This is a genomic window from Acinetobacter kanungonis, assembly GCF_009939195.1.
In the GTDB taxonomy this organism is placed as follows: domain Bacteria; phylum Pseudomonadota; class Gammaproteobacteria; order Pseudomonadales; family Moraxellaceae; genus Acinetobacter; species Acinetobacter kanungonis.
The window spans coordinates 408,788-426,365 of the sequence record NZ_JAACKC010000002.1 but is presented as its reverse complement, the minus strand read 5'-3'; the positions used below and the strand labels follow the sequence as shown (position 1 = coordinate 426,365).

The following is a 17,578-nucleotide window of genomic DNA, read 5'->3' as shown; positions in this document are numbered from 1 at the left end:
TTACTCTCACATGGGTAACCCCACACTACCATCAGCGCTAAGAGGTTTCACTTCTGAGTTCGGGAAGGGATCAGGTGGTTCACTCTTGCTATTGTCGCCAGCACAACTGTTTATGGATACTCGCTTAGTCTTACGTATTGCTAAGGTTTTTTCCAAATGAGTTATTAACGGATTAGTTAACTGAGTCGAATTTTATGTTCTAGCTTTCACTAAATCAAGTTCTTTGTTTCAGATCAGGATTAACTGATCTTTTATGAATCGATATAAGCTTTATATACAACTGCTTGGGTGTTGTATAGTCAAGCCTCACGAGCAATTAGTATTGGTCAGCTTCACATATCACTATGCTTCCACATCCAACCTATCAACGTCGTAGTCTTCAACGGCTCTTTAGAGGACATAAAGTCCTAGGGAAATCTTATCTTGAGGTAGGCTTCCCGCTTAGATGCTTTCAGCGGTTATCCCTTCCGAACATAGCTACCCGGCGATGCGACTGGCGTCACAACCGGTACACCAGAGGTTCGTCCACTCTGGTCCTCTCGTACTAGGAGCAGATCCTCTCAAATTTCCAGCGCCCACGGTAGATAGGGACCGAACTGTCTCACGACGTTCTAAACCCAGCTCGCGTACCTCTTTAAATGGCGAACAGCCATACCCTTGGGACCTGCTTCAGCCCCAGGATGAGATGAGCCGACATCGAGGTGCCAAACACCGCCGTCGATATGAACTCTTGGGCGGTATCAGCCTGTTATCCCCAGAGTACCTTTTATCCGTTGAGCGATGGCCCTTCCATACAGAACCACCGGATCACTAAGACCTACTTTCGTACCTGCTCGACTTGTGGGTCTCGCAGTTAAGCGCGCTTTTGCCTTTATACTCTACGCGTGATTTCCGACCACGCTGAGCGCACCTTCGTACTCCTCCGTTACTCTTTAGGAGGAGACCGCCCCAGTCAAACTACCCACCAGACATGGTCCTCGTCCCGGATAACGGGACAGAGTTAGAACCTCAACATTACCAGGGTGGTATTTCAAGGACGGCTCCATTGGAACTGGCGTTCCAACTTCAAAGCCTCCCACCTATCCTACACAAGTAAGGTCAAAGTTCAATGTCAAGCTGCAGTAAAGGTTCACGGGGTCTTTCCGTCTAGCCGCGGGTACACTGCATCTTCACAGCGATTTCGATTTCACTGAGCCTCTGCTGGAGACAGCGCCGCCATCATTATGCCATTCGTGCAGGTCGGAACTTACCCGACAAGGAATTTCGCTACCTTAGGACCGTTATAGTTACGGCCGCCGTTTACTGGGGCTTCGATCAAGAGCTTCGCTTACGCTAACCCCATCAATTAACCTTCCAGCACCGGGCAGGCATCACACCCTATACGTCCACTTTCGTGTTTGCAGAGTGCTATGTTTTTAATAAACAGTTGCAGCGGCCTGGTTTCTGTGGCTGCCAATAGCTCAGGGAGCAAGTCCCATCACCGTCAGCAGCGTACCTTCTCCCGAAGTTACGGTACCATTTTGCCTAGTTCCTTCAGCAGAGTTCTCTCAAGCGCTTTGGTCTACTCGACCTGACCACCTGTGTCGGTTTCGGGTACGATTCCTGTGTAACTGGAGCTTAGAGACTTTTCCTGGAAGCATGGTATCAGCCACTTCACTGTACAAGTACAGCTTGCTATCAGTTCTCAGCATAGAGTACCCCGGATTTGCCTAAGATACATGCCTACAACCTTCCACCTGGACAACCAACGCCAGGCTGACTTAACCTTCTCCGTCCTCTCATCGCATTACACAGAAGTATTGGAATATTAACCAATTTCCCATCGACTACGCCTCTCGGCCTCGCCTTAGGGGTCGACTCACCCAGCCCCGATTAACGTTGGACTGGAACCCTTGGTCTTTCAGCGAACGGGTTTTTCACCCGTTTTGTCGTTACTCACGTCAGCATTCGCACTTCTGATACCTCCAGCAGACTTCTCAATCCACCTTCATCGGCTTACAGAACGCTCCCCTACCACTTGACTATTGTCAAATCCGCAGCTTCGGCACATAGTTTTAGCCCCGTTACATCTTCCGCGCAGGCCGACTCGACTAGTGAGCTATTACGCTTTCTTTAAAGGGTGGCTGCTTCTAAGCCAACCTCCTAGCTGTCTATGCCTTCCCACATCGTTTCCCACTTAACTATGATTTTGGGGCCTTAGCTGGCGGTCTGGATTGTTTTCCTCTTGACTACGGACGTTAGCACCCGCAGTCTGTCTCCCGGATAGTACTCATAGGTATTCGGAGTTTGCATCGGTTTGGTAAGTCGGGATGACCCCCTAGCCGAAACAGTGCTCTACCCCCTATGGTATTCGTCCGAGGCGCTACCTAAATAGCTTTCGGGGAGAACCAGCTATCACCAGGCTTGATTAGCCTTTCACCCCTATCCACAAGTCATCCCCTGGCTTTTCAACGACAGTGGGTTCGGTCCTCCAGTTAGTGTTACCCAACCTTCAACCTGCTCATGGATAGATCGCCTGGTTTCGGGTCTATACCCAGCAACTATACGCCCTATTAAGACTCGGTTTCCCTACGGCTCCCCTAAACGGTTAACCTCGCTACTGAATATAAGTCGCTGACCCATTATACAAAAGGTACGCAGTCACCGAACAAGTCGGCTCCCACTGCTTGTATGCATGCGGTTTCAGGATCTATTTCACTCCCCTCACAGGGGTTCTTTTCGCCTTTCCCTCACGGTACTGGTTCACTATCGGTCAGTCAGGAGTATTTAGCCTTGGAGGATGGTCCCCCCATATTCAGACAAGGTTTCACGTGCCTCGCCCTACTCGACATCATCATATCAGCCCTTTCGTGTACAGGACTATCACCCACTATGGTTGCACTTCCCAGAGCATTCCACTAAAACTGATATGACTTAATGGGCTTTTCCCCGTTCGCTCGCCGCTACTGAGGGAATCTCAATTGATTTCTTTTCCTAAGGGTACTGAGATGTTTCACTTCCCCTCGTTCGCCTTGCAACACTATGTATTCATGTTGCAATACCTACCTTATAGTAGGTGGGTTCCCCCATTCAGAAATCTCCGGATCAAAGGATATTTGCCGCCTCCCCGGAGCTTATCGCAGGCTATTACGTCTTTCATCGCCTCTGACTGCCAAGGCATCCACCACATGCACTTAATTACTTGACTATACAACCCCAAACAGTCGTTATTACCTACAAGTAGTAATAAGACAGTGATCAATGATCTCTCATTCATCTCTTACAGTTCGTTGTCCGTGCACTTAAGCACCGTACAGCTTCAATCTAAATTCATATACCAAAACGCTTGATTCAGTGTTTTTGCTAGTTCTCAATCAACTTAGATCAAAGAATTTCTTCCTCTCTCTTCGTTATTGAGTGAACAATTTATTTCAGACTCAATCTTCTAATCTGTTAATGATTTATCTAGCCTTCGTCAGGTCTAGATACTGTGATAAATCACAGAAGTTAACAAGACGCGCATAATACGCTAACTTCTTATTAATTTCTATAATCTAATACATCGTTTGCTTGTTTCTTAGCTCATCGCATCGCGATGTGATGGTGGAGACTAGGAGAGTCGAACTCCTGACCTCCTGCGTGCAAAGCAGGCGCTCTACCAACTAAGCTAAGTCCCCAGCTTATCATTTCGATCAATGTTTCTGTGTTCTGTACTAATTGCTTAGTCAATCAGATTTGGTGGGTCTGACAAGACTTGAACTTGTGACCCCACGCTTATCAAGCGTGTGCTCTAACCAACTGAGCTACAGACCCTCAGATACATCGTCATGAAGAACAACTTGTTGTGGATTCTTACCAATCGTCAATCTTTCGTTAAGGAGGTGATCCAGCCGCAGGTTCCCCTACGGCTACCTTGTTACGACTTCACCCCAGTCATCGGCCACACCGTGGTAACCGCCCTCTTTGCAGTTAGGCTAGCTACTTCTGGTGCAACAAACTCCCATGGTGTGACGGGCGGTGTGTACAAGGCCCGGGAACGTATTCACCGCGGCATTCTGATCCGCGATTACTAGCGATTCCGACTTCATGGAGTCGAGTTGCAGACTCCAATCCGGACTACGATCGGCTTTTTGAGATTAGCATCCTCTCGCGAGGTAGCAACCCTTTGTACCGACCATTGTAGCACGTGTGTAGCCCTGGTCGTAAGGGCCATGATGACTTGACGTCGTCCCCGCCTTCCTCCAGTTTGTCACTGGCAGTATCCTTAAAGTTCCCACCCGAAGTGCTGGCAAATAAGGAAAAGGGTTGCGCTCGTTGCGGGACTTAACCCAACATCTCACGACACGAGCTGACGACAGCCATGCAGCACCTGTATCAGAGTTCCCGAAGGCACCAATCCATCTCTGGAAAGTTCTCTGTATGTCAAGACCAGGTAAGGTTCTTCGCGTTGCATCGAATTAAACCACATGCTCCACCGCTTGTGCGGGCCCCCGTCAATTCATTTGAGTTTTAGTCTTGCGACCGTACTCCCCAGGCGGTCTACTTATCGCGTTAGCTGCGCCACTAAAGCCTCAAAGGCCCCAACGGCTAGTAGACATCGTTTACGGCATGGACTACCAGGGTATCTAATCCTGTTTGCTCCCCATGCTTTCGTACCTCAGCGTCAGTATTAGGCCAGATGGCTGCCTTCGCCATCGGTATTCCTCCAGATCTCTACGCATTTCACCGCTACACCTGGAATTCTACCATCCTCTCCCATACTCTAGCTTCCCAGTATCGAATGCAATTCCCAAGTTAAGCTCGGGGATTTCACATCCGACTTAAAAAGCCGCCTACGCACGCTTTACGCCCAGTAAATCCGATTAACGCTCGCACCCTCTGTATTACCGCGGCTGCTGGCACAGAGTTAGCCGGTGCTTATTCTGCGAGTAACGTCCACTATCCTAGAGTATTAATCTAAGTAGCCTCCTCCTCGCTTAAAGTGCTTTACAACCAAAAGGCCTTCTTCACACACGCGGCATGGCTGGATCAGGCTTCCGCCCATTGTCCAATATTCCCCACTGCTGCCTCCCGTAGGAGTCTGGGCCGTGTCTCAGTCCCAGTGTGGCGGATCATCCTCTCAGACCCGCTACAGATCGTCGCCTTGGTAGGCCTTTACCCCACCAACTAGCTAATCCGACTTAGGCTCATCTATTAGCGCAAGGTCCGAAGATCCCCTGCTTTCCCCCGTAGGGCGTATGCGGTATTAGCATTCCTTTCGGAATGTTGTCCCCCACTAATAGGCAGATTCCTAAGCATTACTCACCCGTCCGCCGCTAAGCTAAGGTGCAAGCACCCTCGCTCCGCTCGACTTGCATGTGTTAAGCCTGCCGCCAGCGTTCAATCTGAGCCATGATCAAACTCTTCAGTTTAATACTTTGTAGCACCTTAAAGGGTACCAATCTTGGCTCATCAATTACTGACAAAAAATTTGCTCAAATAAACTTCGAGAAATTTCTACCAATTATCAATGAAAATATATTCGATTGATCAACCAGTAAAAATCCACACAAGTTGTTCTTCATAATCTCTTAATGATCTNTCTCGATGATTCGTCATCATCAAGCTAGGTCGGCTATGTTACTCTAATTTAAATCAAAGTCAACAGGTAATTTCGATATTTTTTAAAACTCATTCAATCAATCTAAAAATTCAACCCTTAAGCTAAATCATTGTTAATCAACAAGTTTTTATCTGCATCACCGCCGATGGATGTGCATTCTACAGNCAAAAAAAGCGTTTATATGCTTAATTAATGCTCAAAATTGGCTTTTAATGTTATTTTTTGAGCATAAAAGGCACAGAATTCGCGAAATCATCTAATATTTTTTCATCCTGATTTTTCTCTTGCCACTTCAATGTACGGCAATCGACATATTCACAATAGCCCGCTTCACCGTATTCTTCTCGTGAATTGATCTTAATTTGATATTTGAAACTGCCTACATAACCTGCAGCCAATCCAAATTTAAAATCCCCGCGACTTTGTGCCTGTACCTGAATGATCTCCCCTCGCTTACTTTGATAATGCCATTCAAATTCCCGAGGCAAATACATCGCTTGACCATTGGGGGTGATTACTTTGGGGTACACGCGGTGAACTTTAAATTGCACACCCTCATCAAAAAGTTCGATTCGTTCGACTTGGGCGTATTTTAGATAAATCCGAGATTGCACAATCCGATTAAAACTGTCCCTCGTTTGTGCCAATAGCAGTTGATCACCATTATTGAGTTGAATAATTTGATAGGTAAAAAATGCAAGTGGCAGATAAGGAAACTGAATGGCTCGGGCAAATTCAAATACCCCGTATTGGGAAATTTTAAATTTTTGCTCTTTATATACAATTGAACCTTCACAAAAGCATCGGGTCGACCAGTGTTCTGCTAACCCCATCCGCATCTTATTAAAATAATTGATCTGTGAAGTACTATGCAGCGAAAGCTGGCAACTTAATTCACTGTCTTCTCGCTGAATTTCTAAATTGGGTAAATTTCCCAGAACCTGTTCTTGACTAGAGAATTGCAGGAGCCCCTTTGAAAAAATACAGTCTTGTGCCATGGCATAGCTATGTAACTGTCCAACCATATGTGGGCTGCTACTACATAAAATGGTTGCGGTATCTATGGCATGAGTTTGCAGCGCACTTTCATTGCGTAGCATCGGTGCATGTGCAGCCCCCATTAAGCCAATAAAATTAAAGTAATGTAAAGGAGCAGGAAGATTGGGCAAGATCACGCCAAAGTAGACAAATTTATATTGACGCGTAGGAACATGAAAGTTTAAGCGTGACTTTTTGGGAGCCAGATTCAATTGTTTGGATCGATCTAAAAAATCTTGGAACAATTGCATCGTCTAGCTCCTCATCACGCTTAGTCCATGCTTAGCTCACACTTTGTTTGCGAGCAAGGAAAGTGGTAACAAAACCAGAAAGTGCATAAATGATTGAAATCACTAAAATACCGACTGGAATGTTGTAAGTCATGGCAGCAAGGATAAATACCGCGATTGGTAATACTGCAAACGGCACACGTTTACGGTCTACACTCTTAAATGAGTAGTATTTAATATTGGAAATCATCAATAATCCGACTGCCACAATAATGACTGCATTGACAATCTGGATACCCAACTCGTTTAAATCGAAGATATTGGGAAAATCACGCCCGACCCACACCATCGAAATAATCATGACAGCAGCCAATGGACTGGCTACCCCAATAAAGTAACGCTTGTCTACCACGCCAATCTGTACATTGAAGCGTGCCAAACGAAAGGCTGCACAAGCGGTATAGACAAAACAGCAGGCTAAACCAATACGCCCTAAGTCATGCAAACTCCAGCTATACATGAGAATAGCTGGAGCAACACCAAACGCCAGCATGTCAGACAGCGAATCAAACTGTTCGCCAAAAGCACTTTGCGCACCAATGGCACGAGCTACACGACCATCCAAACCATCAAACAAGGCCGCGAGAAAAATTGCATAAATGGCTTGCGTAAATTCACCATTCATACTGGCAATAATTGAGTAAAAACCCGAAAGCAATGCGGCTGTGGTAATTAAATTCGGCCACAGATAGATACCACGACGTTTGACTTTCTGCCCTTCTTGCGTGTGCTCCTCTTCCACAACTTCGAAGGTAATCCCATCGTAGTCATGCTCTGGCGCATTTAACTCGCGTTCAGGTTTAGAGCTATTTGTCATTGTTTTATATCCTAATCTGCAACCTAATTTTTTACTGTCTATTTGCGATTATTCGCCAACCAACCAACGTACTGCGGCATGTCCGCCATTTTCTTGCATACGTAAATGCGGGAACAACCATTGTAGCGCTTCATCCGCATCTTCAGAGAATTTCCAAGGTGGATTGATCACCAACAGACCACAACCGTTTAAGCCGACTGGGGTGTCATCTGGCCATACACACACTTCGCAGACTAACTGACGGCGAATGCCTGTCTTAAACATTTTCTTTTCAAAACGTTCAATCATGGCGCGGTCTTTGATTGGATACCAAACTGCAAACACACCTGTCGGCCATTTTTTATAAGCTGCAACCAACAACTCCACCAATTGTGGGAAGTCTTTACGTTCAAGCTCGTATGGTGGATCAATCATGACCAAACCGCGCTTTTCCTTCGGTGGAATCACACCCAGTAAGCCTTCATAGGCATCGCGCTCATGCAGACCCGCACGTTTGTCATGAATGTTATGACGTAATTGCTGGAAGACATCACGTTGCATTTCAAAAATGGTCGCTTTATCCATTTCACGCATACCTTCCAGCGCAAACCACGGTGAACCTGGGTAAGCACCTTTACCGAAATTACCACGCATTTTTTCAACAATTTTTAAATATTGCTGAACCCCTTCAGGCGCAGTACGTTTAACCGAATCATCCAGTTTTACTAAACGGTGAATACCATTTAAAAATTCACCTGATTTTTGTGCTTCTGAAGAAGATAAATCGTATTTACCCGCACCACCATGCGTATCAACATAGCGATATGGTTTATCTTTTGCATTGAGTCGAGTCAAAAGCTGTAGCAATAACACATGCTTCATGACGTCGGCAAAGTTGCCTGCATGGAAATGGTGACGGTAATTCATTTCTGTTTAATTCCTAAAATCAATGGGTATTTTAGCATGAAAAATAGTTTCGTTCCGATGCTTATGTTGTTCTAGAATAAAGCGGTACTGTTTTCTTGTTTTGAGTTGTGCTTTTATGCTTGCTTCCAAGCTTCCCGCATCATGGAATATTGATCAAGTCCTGAATGATCTTGATCAACAGGGTTTTGCACTGATTGATCAGGCCTATCCAGCCGAATATGTCAACGATTTAGTCAAAGAATGCACCTCACATTTAGATCAATTTCGTGAAGCCGCAATTCAAAATGGGGTCGTCAGTAAAATTCGTAGCGACCATATTCTCTGGATTCATCCAGAATTGTCTGTCGCACAACAACATGTGGATACGTTGTCCTTGCTGTCTGAGCAACTCAACCAAGCATTCTACTTCGGCATTCGTGAAGTTGAGGCACATTTTGCTTGCTATCATGCAGGCGAGTTTTATGCGCTGCATCGTGACAATCCGCAGAAGAAAAATGACCGTGTCATCTCCGTGGTTTACTATTTACATGAGGCTTGGCAGGACGACTGGGGTGGTCAGCTTCGACTTCAAGACAAGCATGGCGAATGGCATCTGATTAATCCTCAACCCAATCGCATTGCTCTGTTTCAAAGTGATTTGCTGCACGAAGTGATTGAAGCCAAACAGCAACGTCTTTCGATTACCGCTTGGTTAAGAAGTGGTAACTCAATTTGGTAAACCTTTAAATTTTTCCAAATGACCACATATAAGCCACTTAACTGAAGAGGACAGTACTGATGCTGAAAGATGCCAAGCAAATTATTGCGCGAATTGGTGAGACTGACCAAATGTATTTGGAAGGTAATACCCCAGAGTTAGCGTTAGAACGTGCGGACCTGCGTTTAGCATTGGTGACTATAAGCCGTGTACGTCAGGAACAACTGCATTTCTTGCAAGAAGCGATTGTACTACTCGAGCAAGGGCGGATTGAATTTGAGGAAATGCCGCTACTTACTTACTTGAATTTGTCTTTGCATTTAGCCAAAGCCTATATGTTGTACTTTGAAATCACCAAAGAGCAGCGTTTTGCCCTCATTACCCAGCAAATTTTAAAACCGCTGACCGTACATGAGCATGGTGATGTGTATTTCTTGCTTGCCTATGCCAGTGCTTGCAAGAATGAAGATGCCATGAGCCGCCATTGGTTAAAGAAATATAGCCAGACCGCTGAATTTGATTCGTTCTTATTGCATCAGCATCCAGCATTTGAGGCGTACCGTGAAACTTTATGGTTTGTACAGCTCACACAGCAGAATTTGCATTAAGACACCACACCAGTAAAAAGCGCCACAATCGGCGCTTTTTTCTATACACATTGGGCAATTACTTTTAATAGCGGAATAGCACATTAAGCGGTTTGTAACTTATAAGCATCCATATGAAGTTGTTGATTCAATTCATCAATCCAGATTGCCCAATCGTCATCTTGTACCAAATGGCTAATCAAAAAATCACGCTGTGACTTATTCCAAAACGGCGCTTCATGCAAAGACAAATGTGCAGGGAGTTGATGTGTACGGACATACAGCTCGATGGCTGCCATACTGTTTGCCAAACCTAATTGTGAAAACAGTAGTTCTAAGGATGGATGGTTTGTCATAGTTTTCCCTACCCCTTATCAATTCATCTGTAATTTATTATTTACTTAACTTATAAGAAATACACAGACAAAAAAAGAGGCTGTAGCGACTTTGTTGTAGTTTTTTGTGTACTACGCCAAAGCCCTACAGCCTGTATTAACCACTAATATTCATGGTTCCTGTATCTTCATGTAGCTGCTCATTTAAGGTATCAATCACGATTGCCCATTCATCATCTTTGTCCCAATGACTGTGCAAAAATTCACGCTGTGCATCGCTCCAAAAACTGGCTTGATGCAGCTCGACATCAGCACCCAGTTGATGCTCACGGATAAATAGATCGATATCGCTTTCGCTGGCGTTTAAACCGAGCTGTTCAAATAGCAGTTCTAGGGTGGGTTGTACATCGAACATCATTCTGCCCTCGCGTCCTTGTTCTCTTTTCAAGGTAACGGAATGACAAATTAAAATCATTCTGTATATTTTTTCAGCATGTTATTTTTTGTTGGTTCTCTTCAGCCATAAAAAAAGCACCCCGCAATGGAGTGCTTTTTTAACTTAATCTAAGAAGATTAAATTAGTTCACCATGTCAGCAACTGCTGCACGTTCTTCTTCTAACTCGTTTAGAGTGAAGTTGATACGCTCACGGCTAAATTCGTCAATTTCTAAACCTTGAACGATTTTGTATTCACCGTTTTCAGTTGTTACAGGGAAACCGAACATTACGCCTTCAGGAATACCATAAGAACCGTCAGAAGGGATACCCATCGTTACCCATTTGCCGTTTGTGCCAAGCGCCCAGTCACGCATATGGTCGATTGCAGCGTTTGCAGCAGAAGCAGCAGAAGAAAGACCACGTGCTTCGATGATTGCAGCACCACGCTTACCAACTGTTGGAAGGAATACGTCTTTGTTCCAAGCAGCATCGTTGATTTTGTCTTTTAAGCTTTCGCCGTTTACTTTAGCAAAACGGTAGTCAGCATACATTGTTGGAGAGTGGTTACCCCAAACAGTCATGTCTTCGATGTCAGAAACAGCAACACCCGCTTTTTGAGCAAGTTGAGTTAACGCACGGTTGTGGTCAAGACGTAACATTGCAGTGAAGTTTTTCGCTGGAAGATCTGGAGCAGATTTCATTGCGATGTAAGCATTAGTGTTTGCAGGGTTACCTACAACCAACACTTTAACGTCACGGCTAGCAACTTCGTTCAGTGCTTGACCTTGACCAATAAAGATTTCGCCGTTCACTTTTAACAAGTCAGCACGTTCCATACCAGGACCACGTGGACGTGAACCAACCAATAACGCGTAGTCAGCATCTTTGAATGCAACTTTAGGATCATCAGTACCGATCATGCCAGCCAATAATGGGAAAGCACAGTCATCTAATTCCATCATTACGCCTTTAAGCGCAGCTTGAGCTTTCTCAAATGGAACTTCTAACAATTGCAAAATAACGGGTTGGTCTTTACCAAGCATTTCACCGCTAGCGATACGGAATAATAAGCTGTAACCGATTTGACCAGCTGCGCCAGTAACGGCAACGCGAACAGGTTGCTTCATGTAATTATCTCCAATTGAGGATCGTTAATATGATTAAACGGGTCTGTCCGTTTTCATCGAATTATCATAAACGGCAAAGATTGTACTCCAATCCTCAAGGATATGCATAAAAAAGAGCGTCAATTTCAACAAAAGTCTGATAGGAAATATAAATCGCCAGTCACAAAAAAATTAATATGAGCCTTTAATGGTGATCTGACTTGGGCAATTGCTGACGACTGCGGTCGAGCATTGTTTATACTGACCATTGGTTTTGTAGCAGATATTGACTTTGGTCAAGAAGTTTTCACCGCGATAACTTTGACAACCCAACTGAATGCCTGTGCTTGGCAAACTCGGATTCAGGCGTAAAAACTGAAGCTTAATATGATTTTGCGGCAAGGTCCGCGTTTCAGGGCTGGACAATTCTGCGGGAATTTTTAAACGTTCGGCATAATTAATGATGGTGCGAAAATATTGACTCGCCCCCATCGGCACACAGCCACCTATTGACTGCCAAAGCTGCACCCGCGCATTCTCGTCGGGCATCACTCGCGCCACCACTTTGGCTTGTAACGGAGAAAGTGCGGCTGAGGTTGAGGTATCACAATCTCGCTCGGTTGTGACAGGCAACAATCCCACAATATTCAGCGAATAGCCTTCCAGACACTTACGTTTCTTGCTGCGTTGACTATCCATCATGCATGCCGCAGGGGTCATTTGAATTTCCATGACATAGCCCTGCGTGGCAGCAGAAGAGCCTGCCGAGGTTGTGAGTGAACAGACAGATAAGCCCAACCCGCTCAGTGTGAGCAGGGTGCCTTTCAAGTATGTCTGTTCAACAACATCAAACCACATCAAGATTAAACCTTTAAGTGCTTATACAATAATTTTAAGGCGTAGCACGATAAGGAATCACTTGCATGCGATTTCCAATCGACTGCGCCCCCTGCCCCAATAAAACACCATAATGCGTGGCATTGGTCATGACCTGTTTCACATAGTCACGCGTTTCACTCAACGGGATGGTTTCCGTATATTGGTCTGCCGCTAATGGACGGTCATCAGGCTGCCAACGGCGCGCCCGATTGGGTCCTGCGTTATAACCTGCTGTCGCCAAGACTGGATTACTGCTTAACTGCCCATTGATCATCGACAGATAAAACGTTCCATAGCGAATATTGGTATTCATATCCGACAAAGCGGCTGGATTATAGGTTTCACCCATTTGCTTGGCAACCAGTCTCGCGGTATCTGGCATGATTTGCATTAAACCGCCCGCCCCGACATGCGAGCGTGCGCTGGAGACAAAACGACTTTCCTGACGCATTAACCCATAAGCCCACGCAGGATCAATGCCTGCATTCTGGCTATGGCTGACCACATAACTCTGATGTGGCATGGCATAACGGTAAGCATAGTTATGCTTATTTTCAGTACGGTCTGCGGCATAAATAGCACGATCATACCAGCCCATATCGGTGGCACGCTTGGCTGCGGCAAGCAACAAACCATCATCATGTTTGAGATAAGCTTGACGCACGGCCCAGTTCCATTCGCGATTCACATAGCTATCCGGTGCATTGACATTACGTAAGGTAAATGCCCGATTAAAATGAATATCTTGGCTTAAACGCTGGATGTCACTGTTACTTGGCTGCACATTGGAAGGAATAGAGCTATAGCGCTGTCCCACATGATCTTTCGCCAATAAATTATGATACTGATCCCCTTGCGCCAGTTTACGGAAAATATCCTGCGCAGCACGTTTGGCACTGGCATCATTACGCTGCTCATAAGCACGAGCCAGCCAGTACTGCCAACGGTCTTCTTGCTTTTGATTGACACTCATGGCATCAATCGCACGAATCAGGCTTTCCCACGCACTAAAGCGAATGGCTTGACGGGCATAAATTTCCGCTTCTTCAGGACTAAATGGCAGGCCATAACTGGCATCAAAATTGTTCAAGACTTCGCGTTTGAAATTATTCTTCATCACCGTAGTACCGCCGATATAACCGACAGCACGATATAAGGCTTTCTGTACCGCTTCAGGAGTCCCTTGTGCCGTCCGCTGCACCGATGCAATGGCGGCATCCAAATCGCTATCTGCCATACGCCCCATGGCAAAAATCAGATAAGCTTGATCTTCCACTGTCGCTTTCGGTGCAGACCAGACATAATTCAGCGGATCCGCCTGAATCTGGTTCAATTGAGACAGACTCAGATTTAAACCGAGCGTCTGCGCGGTAGCGACTGCTTGCCCCGATTGTCCTGCACGCAACAATACCCATAAGCGTTGCTGCTTGTCCTGCTCCGTCATTAACGGACTAGACAGCATTTGACGTGCTAAACCTGTACAGGATTCAGGTTGCGAGTTGGTAGTCAACCAAACATCTTTATATTCGGCAAACACCAATGAATCACCTGTTTTGGCACGCACTTGAGCAACAGCACAACTTTCGGCCTGATCTGGATTGGTCACATAAGGTAAGACTGGTTGTGCACTGCTAAAGTCGGCCTGTTTAACTTTCTCTTCCACATAGTCCGCCGCTAATTTTTCGGCCATGGCCGATTGCGGATAACGACGCGCAAAATTGATAATATTGTTGGCAGGCTGGAAACCTAAATTGGCATTCAGACTCCAATATTCTGGGTAGTAGCCCAAAACATCACTCTGCATGGACATTTGATATTGTTGTAATAATTCCGTATTGCCCGAATTGGCGGCTTGCAACGCATCATTAAACTGTTCATCTGCCGCATAGGCATGACCGAAGATGCCCATTGAAGCCACACTCCATGCAAGTACGTGATAATAATTTTTCTTATGTAACCACTGATTTAACATATGTGCGCCTTCATCCTTTATTTTACCTAGCCGACCCAATCTCAATGCAAACACGCTATTCAAGTCGCTAGTGTAGAATATTCTCTAGCCACGCTGTTGTTGTGTTGTGTAACCTTCTGATAAGGCAATATTAATTTTCAAACATTTTTACTTCATAAATCAATATTTTTGCTTCGAAATTTAAAGCTGACCGTTTTTCTGTAAATCCTGCTAAAATATGCGCCTTCATTAAATTCTATCGTGTTTTATCTCTGTTTCTCCGCTCGCGGATGTTCATCGAACACTTGCCAGCCCAAACCATGCAGAGGACACGTTTCTCCGTTTTACCCTGTTAGGAGCCTACATGACGGTTCAAACCTTCATCCCGAATGGTGCCAACGCTGCTTCAGAAAACACTGTTACCCAGCCACAGCACACCCCAGCCGACGGTTCAGTTAAAAAACTGTATATCGAAACGCAAGGGTGTCAGATGAATGAGTATGACAGTCACCGTATGGCAGATTTACTTGGCGATTCACACGGTTACGTGCTCACCCAAGATCCGAAAGAAGCCGATATTCTACTGATGAATACCTGCTCGATTCGTGAAAAAGCACAAGAAAAAGTGTTCTCTGAACTAGGTCGCTGGCGCAAACTGAAAGATAAAAACCCAGACCTGATTATTGGTGTGGGTGGATGTGTCGCCTCTCAAGAGGGTGACAATATCCAAAAACGCGCCAATTATGTGGATATGATTTTTGGTCCACAGACCTTGCACCGTTTACCACAAATGCTGGATCAGCATTTCGAACAGATTGAAAAACCAAAGAAAGAAAAAATCAAACTGGTGGATATTTCATTCCCGGACATTGAGAAGTTTGATTTCTTGCCTGAACCACGTGTAGAAGGCTACAAAGCTTTCGTTTCGATTATGGAAGGCTGCTCTAAGTACTGTTCATTCTGTGTCGTGCCTTACACGCGCGGTGAAGAAGTTTCTCGTCCCCTCGACGATGTGTTGGCAGAAATTGCCACGCTGGCAGAAAAAGGCGTACGTGAAATCAGCCTATTAGGCCAGAACGTGAATGGTTACCGTGGCGAGACCTTTGAAGGCAATATCTGTACTTTTGCAGACTTATTACGCCTTGTGGCTGAAATCCCGGGCATTGGTCGCTTACGTTACACAACCTCTCACCCGCTTGAATTTAATGATGATTTAATTCAATGCTACCGTGATTTACCACAAATGGTTTCACATTTGCATTTACCTGTGCAAAGCGGTTCTAATGATGTGTTACAAGGCATGAAGCGGAACCACACTATTGATGTGTATATCGAGAAAATTGCCAAGTTGCGTAAAGTCCGCCCAGACATGCATTTATCTTCAGATTTTATTATCGGCTTCCCTGGTGAAACCGATGCAAACTTTGAAGAAACTTATCAGTTTATTCAAGACATGGATTTCGATCATTCTTACAGCTTTGTCTATTCAAAACGCCCAGGAACACCTGCGGCTGAATTGCCTGACAACACACCTGAAGATGTGAAAAAAGATCGCCTAGCCAAAGTTCAACACTGGATTAAGCAATCAAGTATCCGTAAGACCGATGCCATGCTCGGCACCATTCAACGTGTCTTGATTGAAAAAGTTTCCGACAAAGATCCAAATGTTTTGATGGGTACTGCAGACAATACACGTTTTGTGACATTTATTGGGGATGCAGCATGGGTCGGACGTTTCGCGGAGATTGAGATCACTGAAATTAAAACTTTAAATTTAGTTTATGGTGAACTCTTGAATCTTGAGCCTGACGTGGCGTAATGTAAGCGTATAGACTCAAGCTACCATAAAGGAACTCACTTGACTGCAGCGATTCGACGTACAGTAACTTTTCCTGGTATTTCAATGGAGCGTTTAAAAAGCATGCTCGGTGCTTATAACGGTCACTTGAAACAAATCGAACAACGTCTAGATGTCCAAATTTCCCATCGAGGTGATTATTTCTACATCGATGGGGAGATTGATGCAGTCGAGAGAGCCGAGACACTCTTGCAACGTCTGCATGAAGAAGCTGAAACCTCGCAACAAATTACTGCCGACGTCATCCACATGATGATTCAAGGCAGCCAGACTGACCGTGAAATTCAAGCAGATTTTTCTGACAATGAGCACACGGGTTTAGAAGATGTCTATCTGCAAACCCGTAAAGGTCGTATTAATCCACGTGGTGCAAACCAACGCCGCTATGTTCAGCGGATTCTACAAAGTGACATTTCCTTTGGTATTGGTCCTGCGGGGACAGGTAAAACCTATCTTGCCGTAGCTGCCGCAGTTGACATGTTAGAACGAAATGAAATCCAACGGATTTTATTGGTCCGTCCTGCAGTCGAAGCGGGTGAAAAACTGGGCTTCCTGCCGGGTGATTTAAGCCAGAAAATCGATCCTTACTTACGCCCTTTGTACGATGCCTTGTATGAAATGCTCGGTTTTGAAAAAGTAGCAAAGTTGATTGAACGTCAAGTGATTGAAGTTGCACCGCTGGCTTATATGCGTGGTCGTACCTTAAATCATTCTTTCGTGATTCTGGACGAAGCGCAAAACACCACGCCTGAACAAATGAAGATGTTCCTGACCCGTTTGGGCTTTGGTTCACGTGCCGTGATTACGGGCGACATCACGCAGGTCGACTTACCGCGTGGTCAGCAGTCTGGTCTTGCACACACTCTTCGTGTGATTGAAAACATTAAAGAAATTCACATTACCCGCTTCCATTCACGTGATGTGGTTCGTCACCAACTGGTACAAAAAATCGTAGAAGCTTACGAGGGTTGGGACAGCGAACAACAACGCCTGAGTGCCGAAGCACGTGCAGAACGCAAAGCACGTCAAGAAGCGTTAATTGCCGAAAATGATGCCGCTGCGGATGCACAAGATTAACCGCCTTAAGGATTCATT

At 45.3% G+C, this 17,578-nt stretch carries 12 protein-coding genes, 2 tRNA genes and 3 rRNA genes; 4 read left to right on the top strand and 13 right to left on the bottom strand.

Translation table 11 applies throughout. The annotated features are described in order from the left end of the window. From rrf to GWK51_RS06230, 8 genes are all read right to left on the bottom strand, one after another. Positions 1-102, bottom strand: a 5S ribosomal RNA gene (gene rrf, locus GWK51_RS06265); the annotation flags it as partial. Positions 103-295: 193 nt separating this feature from the next. Beyond that, positions 296-3,187: ribosomal RNA gene (locus GWK51_RS06260) — 23S ribosomal RNA — on the bottom strand. A 393-nt stretch (positions 3,188-3,580) separates the two neighbouring features. Continuing rightward, a tRNA-Ala gene (locus GWK51_RS06255) sits at positions 3,581-3,656 on the bottom strand. 59 nt (positions 3,657-3,715) lie between these two features. Then, a tRNA-Ile gene (locus tag GWK51_RS06250) sits at positions 3,716-3,792 on the bottom strand. Positions 3,793-3,853: 61 nt separating this feature from the next. Continuing rightward, positions 3,854-5,390: ribosomal RNA gene (locus tag GWK51_RS06245) — 16S ribosomal RNA — on the bottom strand. A 406-nt stretch (positions 5,391-5,796) separates the two neighbouring features. After that, the gene (locus GWK51_RS06240; RefSeq protein ID WP_161933061.1) at positions 5,797-6,870 is read right to left on the bottom strand and encodes a DUF6670 family protein; all 1,074 of its coding nucleotides are present in this window, start codon (positions 6,868-6,870) and stop codon (positions 5,797-5,799) included. A 31-nt stretch (positions 6,871-6,901) separates the two neighbouring features. Beyond that, positions 6,902-7,726 carry a CDP-diacylglycerol--serine O-phosphatidyltransferase gene (gene pssA / locus GWK51_RS06235; protein WP_142767751.1) on the bottom strand — a complete coding sequence of 275 codons (825 nt, stop codon included), beginning with the start codon at positions 7,724-7,726 and terminating at the stop codon, positions 6,902-6,904. 48 nt (positions 7,727-7,774) lie between these two features. Next, a complete protein-coding gene (locus GWK51_RS06230) occupies positions 7,775-8,632 on the bottom strand; it encodes a 23S rRNA (adenine(2030)-N(6))-methyltransferase RlmJ (RefSeq protein ID WP_161933060.1) in 858 nt (285 codons plus the stop codon). Positions 8,633-8,747: 115 nt separating this feature from the next. Here GWK51_RS06230 and GWK51_RS06225 point away from each other — a divergent pair, with 115 nt between their 5' ends. Beyond that, the gene (locus GWK51_RS06225; protein ID WP_100243269.1) at positions 8,748-9,350 is read left to right on the top strand and encodes a 2OG-Fe(II) oxygenase; all 603 of its coding nucleotides are present in this window, start codon (positions 8,748-8,750) and stop codon (positions 9,348-9,350) included. 59 nt (positions 9,351-9,409) lie between these two features. Continuing rightward, the gene (locus GWK51_RS06220) at positions 9,410-9,937 is read left to right on the top strand and encodes a hypothetical protein (protein WP_161933059.1); all 528 of its coding nucleotides are present in this window, start codon (positions 9,410-9,412) and stop codon (positions 9,935-9,937) included. Between the two features lie 83 nt (positions 9,938-10,020). Here GWK51_RS06220 and GWK51_RS06215 read toward each other — a convergent pair whose 3' ends face one another. The 5 genes from GWK51_RS06215 to GWK51_RS06195 form a co-directional block, all read right to left on the bottom strand. Further along, entirely contained in the window at positions 10,021-10,272 is a 252-nt protein-coding gene (locus GWK51_RS06215; protein ID WP_100243267.1) for a DUF2789 family protein, read from the bottom strand. Positions 10,273-10,408: 136 nt separating this feature from the next. Beyond that, positions 10,409-10,666 carry a DUF2789 family protein gene (locus GWK51_RS06210; RefSeq protein WP_142769982.1) on the bottom strand — a complete coding sequence of 86 codons (258 nt, stop codon included), beginning with the start codon at positions 10,664-10,666 and terminating at the stop codon, positions 10,409-10,411. 163 nt (positions 10,667-10,829) lie between these two features. After that, on the bottom strand, positions 10,830-11,816 hold the full coding sequence (locus GWK51_RS06205) for a malate dehydrogenase (RefSeq protein ID WP_161933058.1): 987 nt from the start codon (positions 11,814-11,816) through the stop codon (positions 10,830-10,832). 171 nt (positions 11,817-11,987) lie between these two features. Beyond that, positions 11,988-12,653, bottom strand: a complete 666-nt coding sequence (locus GWK51_RS06200; RefSeq protein ID WP_235941085.1) for a ribonuclease T2 family protein — start codon at positions 12,651-12,653, stop codon at positions 11,988-11,990. Between the two features lie 34 nt (positions 12,654-12,687). Then, positions 12,688-14,583 (bottom strand): lytic transglycosylase domain-containing protein, encoded by a 1,896-nt coding sequence (locus GWK51_RS06195; protein ID WP_235941095.1) that lies wholly within the window; start codon positions 14,581-14,583, stop codon positions 12,688-12,690. Between the two features lie 406 nt (positions 14,584-14,989). Between GWK51_RS06195 and miaB the strand changes: the two genes are divergently transcribed. After that, positions 14,990-16,444 (top strand): tRNA (N6-isopentenyl adenosine(37)-C2)-methylthiotransferase MiaB, encoded by a 1,455-nt coding sequence (gene miaB, locus GWK51_RS06190; RefSeq protein WP_161933056.1) that lies wholly within the window; start codon positions 14,990-14,992, stop codon positions 16,442-16,444. Positions 16,445-16,483: 39 nt separating this feature from the next. Continuing rightward, entirely contained in the window at positions 16,484-17,560 is a 1,077-nt protein-coding gene (locus tag GWK51_RS06185) for a PhoH family protein (protein WP_100243262.1), read from the top strand. Positions 17,561-17,578 lie beyond the last annotated feature (18 nt).

Coding starts and splice junctions, on each gene's coding strand:
- GWK51_RS06240 (WP_161933061.1), bottom strand. CDS start 6,870: ATGCAATTGTTCCAAGATTTTTTAGATCGATCCAAACAATTGAATCTG.
- pssA (WP_142767751.1), bottom strand. CDS start 7,726: ATGACAAATAGCTCTAAACCTGAACGCGAGTTAAATGCGCCAGAGCAT.
- GWK51_RS06230 (WP_161933060.1), bottom strand. CDS start 8,632: ATGAATTACCGTCACCATTTCCATGCAGGCAACTTTGCCGACGTCATG.
- GWK51_RS06225 (WP_100243269.1), top strand. CDS start 8,748: ATGCTTGCTTCCAAGCTTCCCGCATCATGGAATATTGATCAAGTCCTG.
- GWK51_RS06220 (WP_161933059.1), top strand. CDS start 9,410: ATGCTGAAAGATGCCAAGCAAATTATTGCGCGAATTGGTGAGACTGAC.
- GWK51_RS06215 (WP_100243267.1), bottom strand. CDS start 10,272: ATGACAAACCATCCATCCTTAGAACTACTGTTTTCACAATTAGGTTTG.
- GWK51_RS06210 (WP_142769982.1), bottom strand. CDS start 10,666: ATGTTCGATGTACAACCCACCCTAGAACTGCTATTTGAACAGCTCGGT.
- GWK51_RS06205 (WP_161933058.1), bottom strand. CDS start 11,816: ATGAAGCAACCTGTTCGCGTTGCCGTTACTGGCGCAGCTGGTCAAATC.
- GWK51_RS06200 (WP_235941085.1), bottom strand. CDS start 12,653: ATGTGGTTTGATGTTGTTGAACAGACATACTTGAAAGGCACCCTGCTC.
- GWK51_RS06195 (WP_235941095.1), bottom strand. CDS start 14,583: ATGGGCATCTTCGGTCATGCCTATGCGGCAGATGAACAGTTTAATGAT.
- miaB (WP_161933056.1), top strand. CDS start 14,990: ATGACGGTTCAAACCTTCATCCCGAATGGTGCCAACGCTGCTTCAGAA.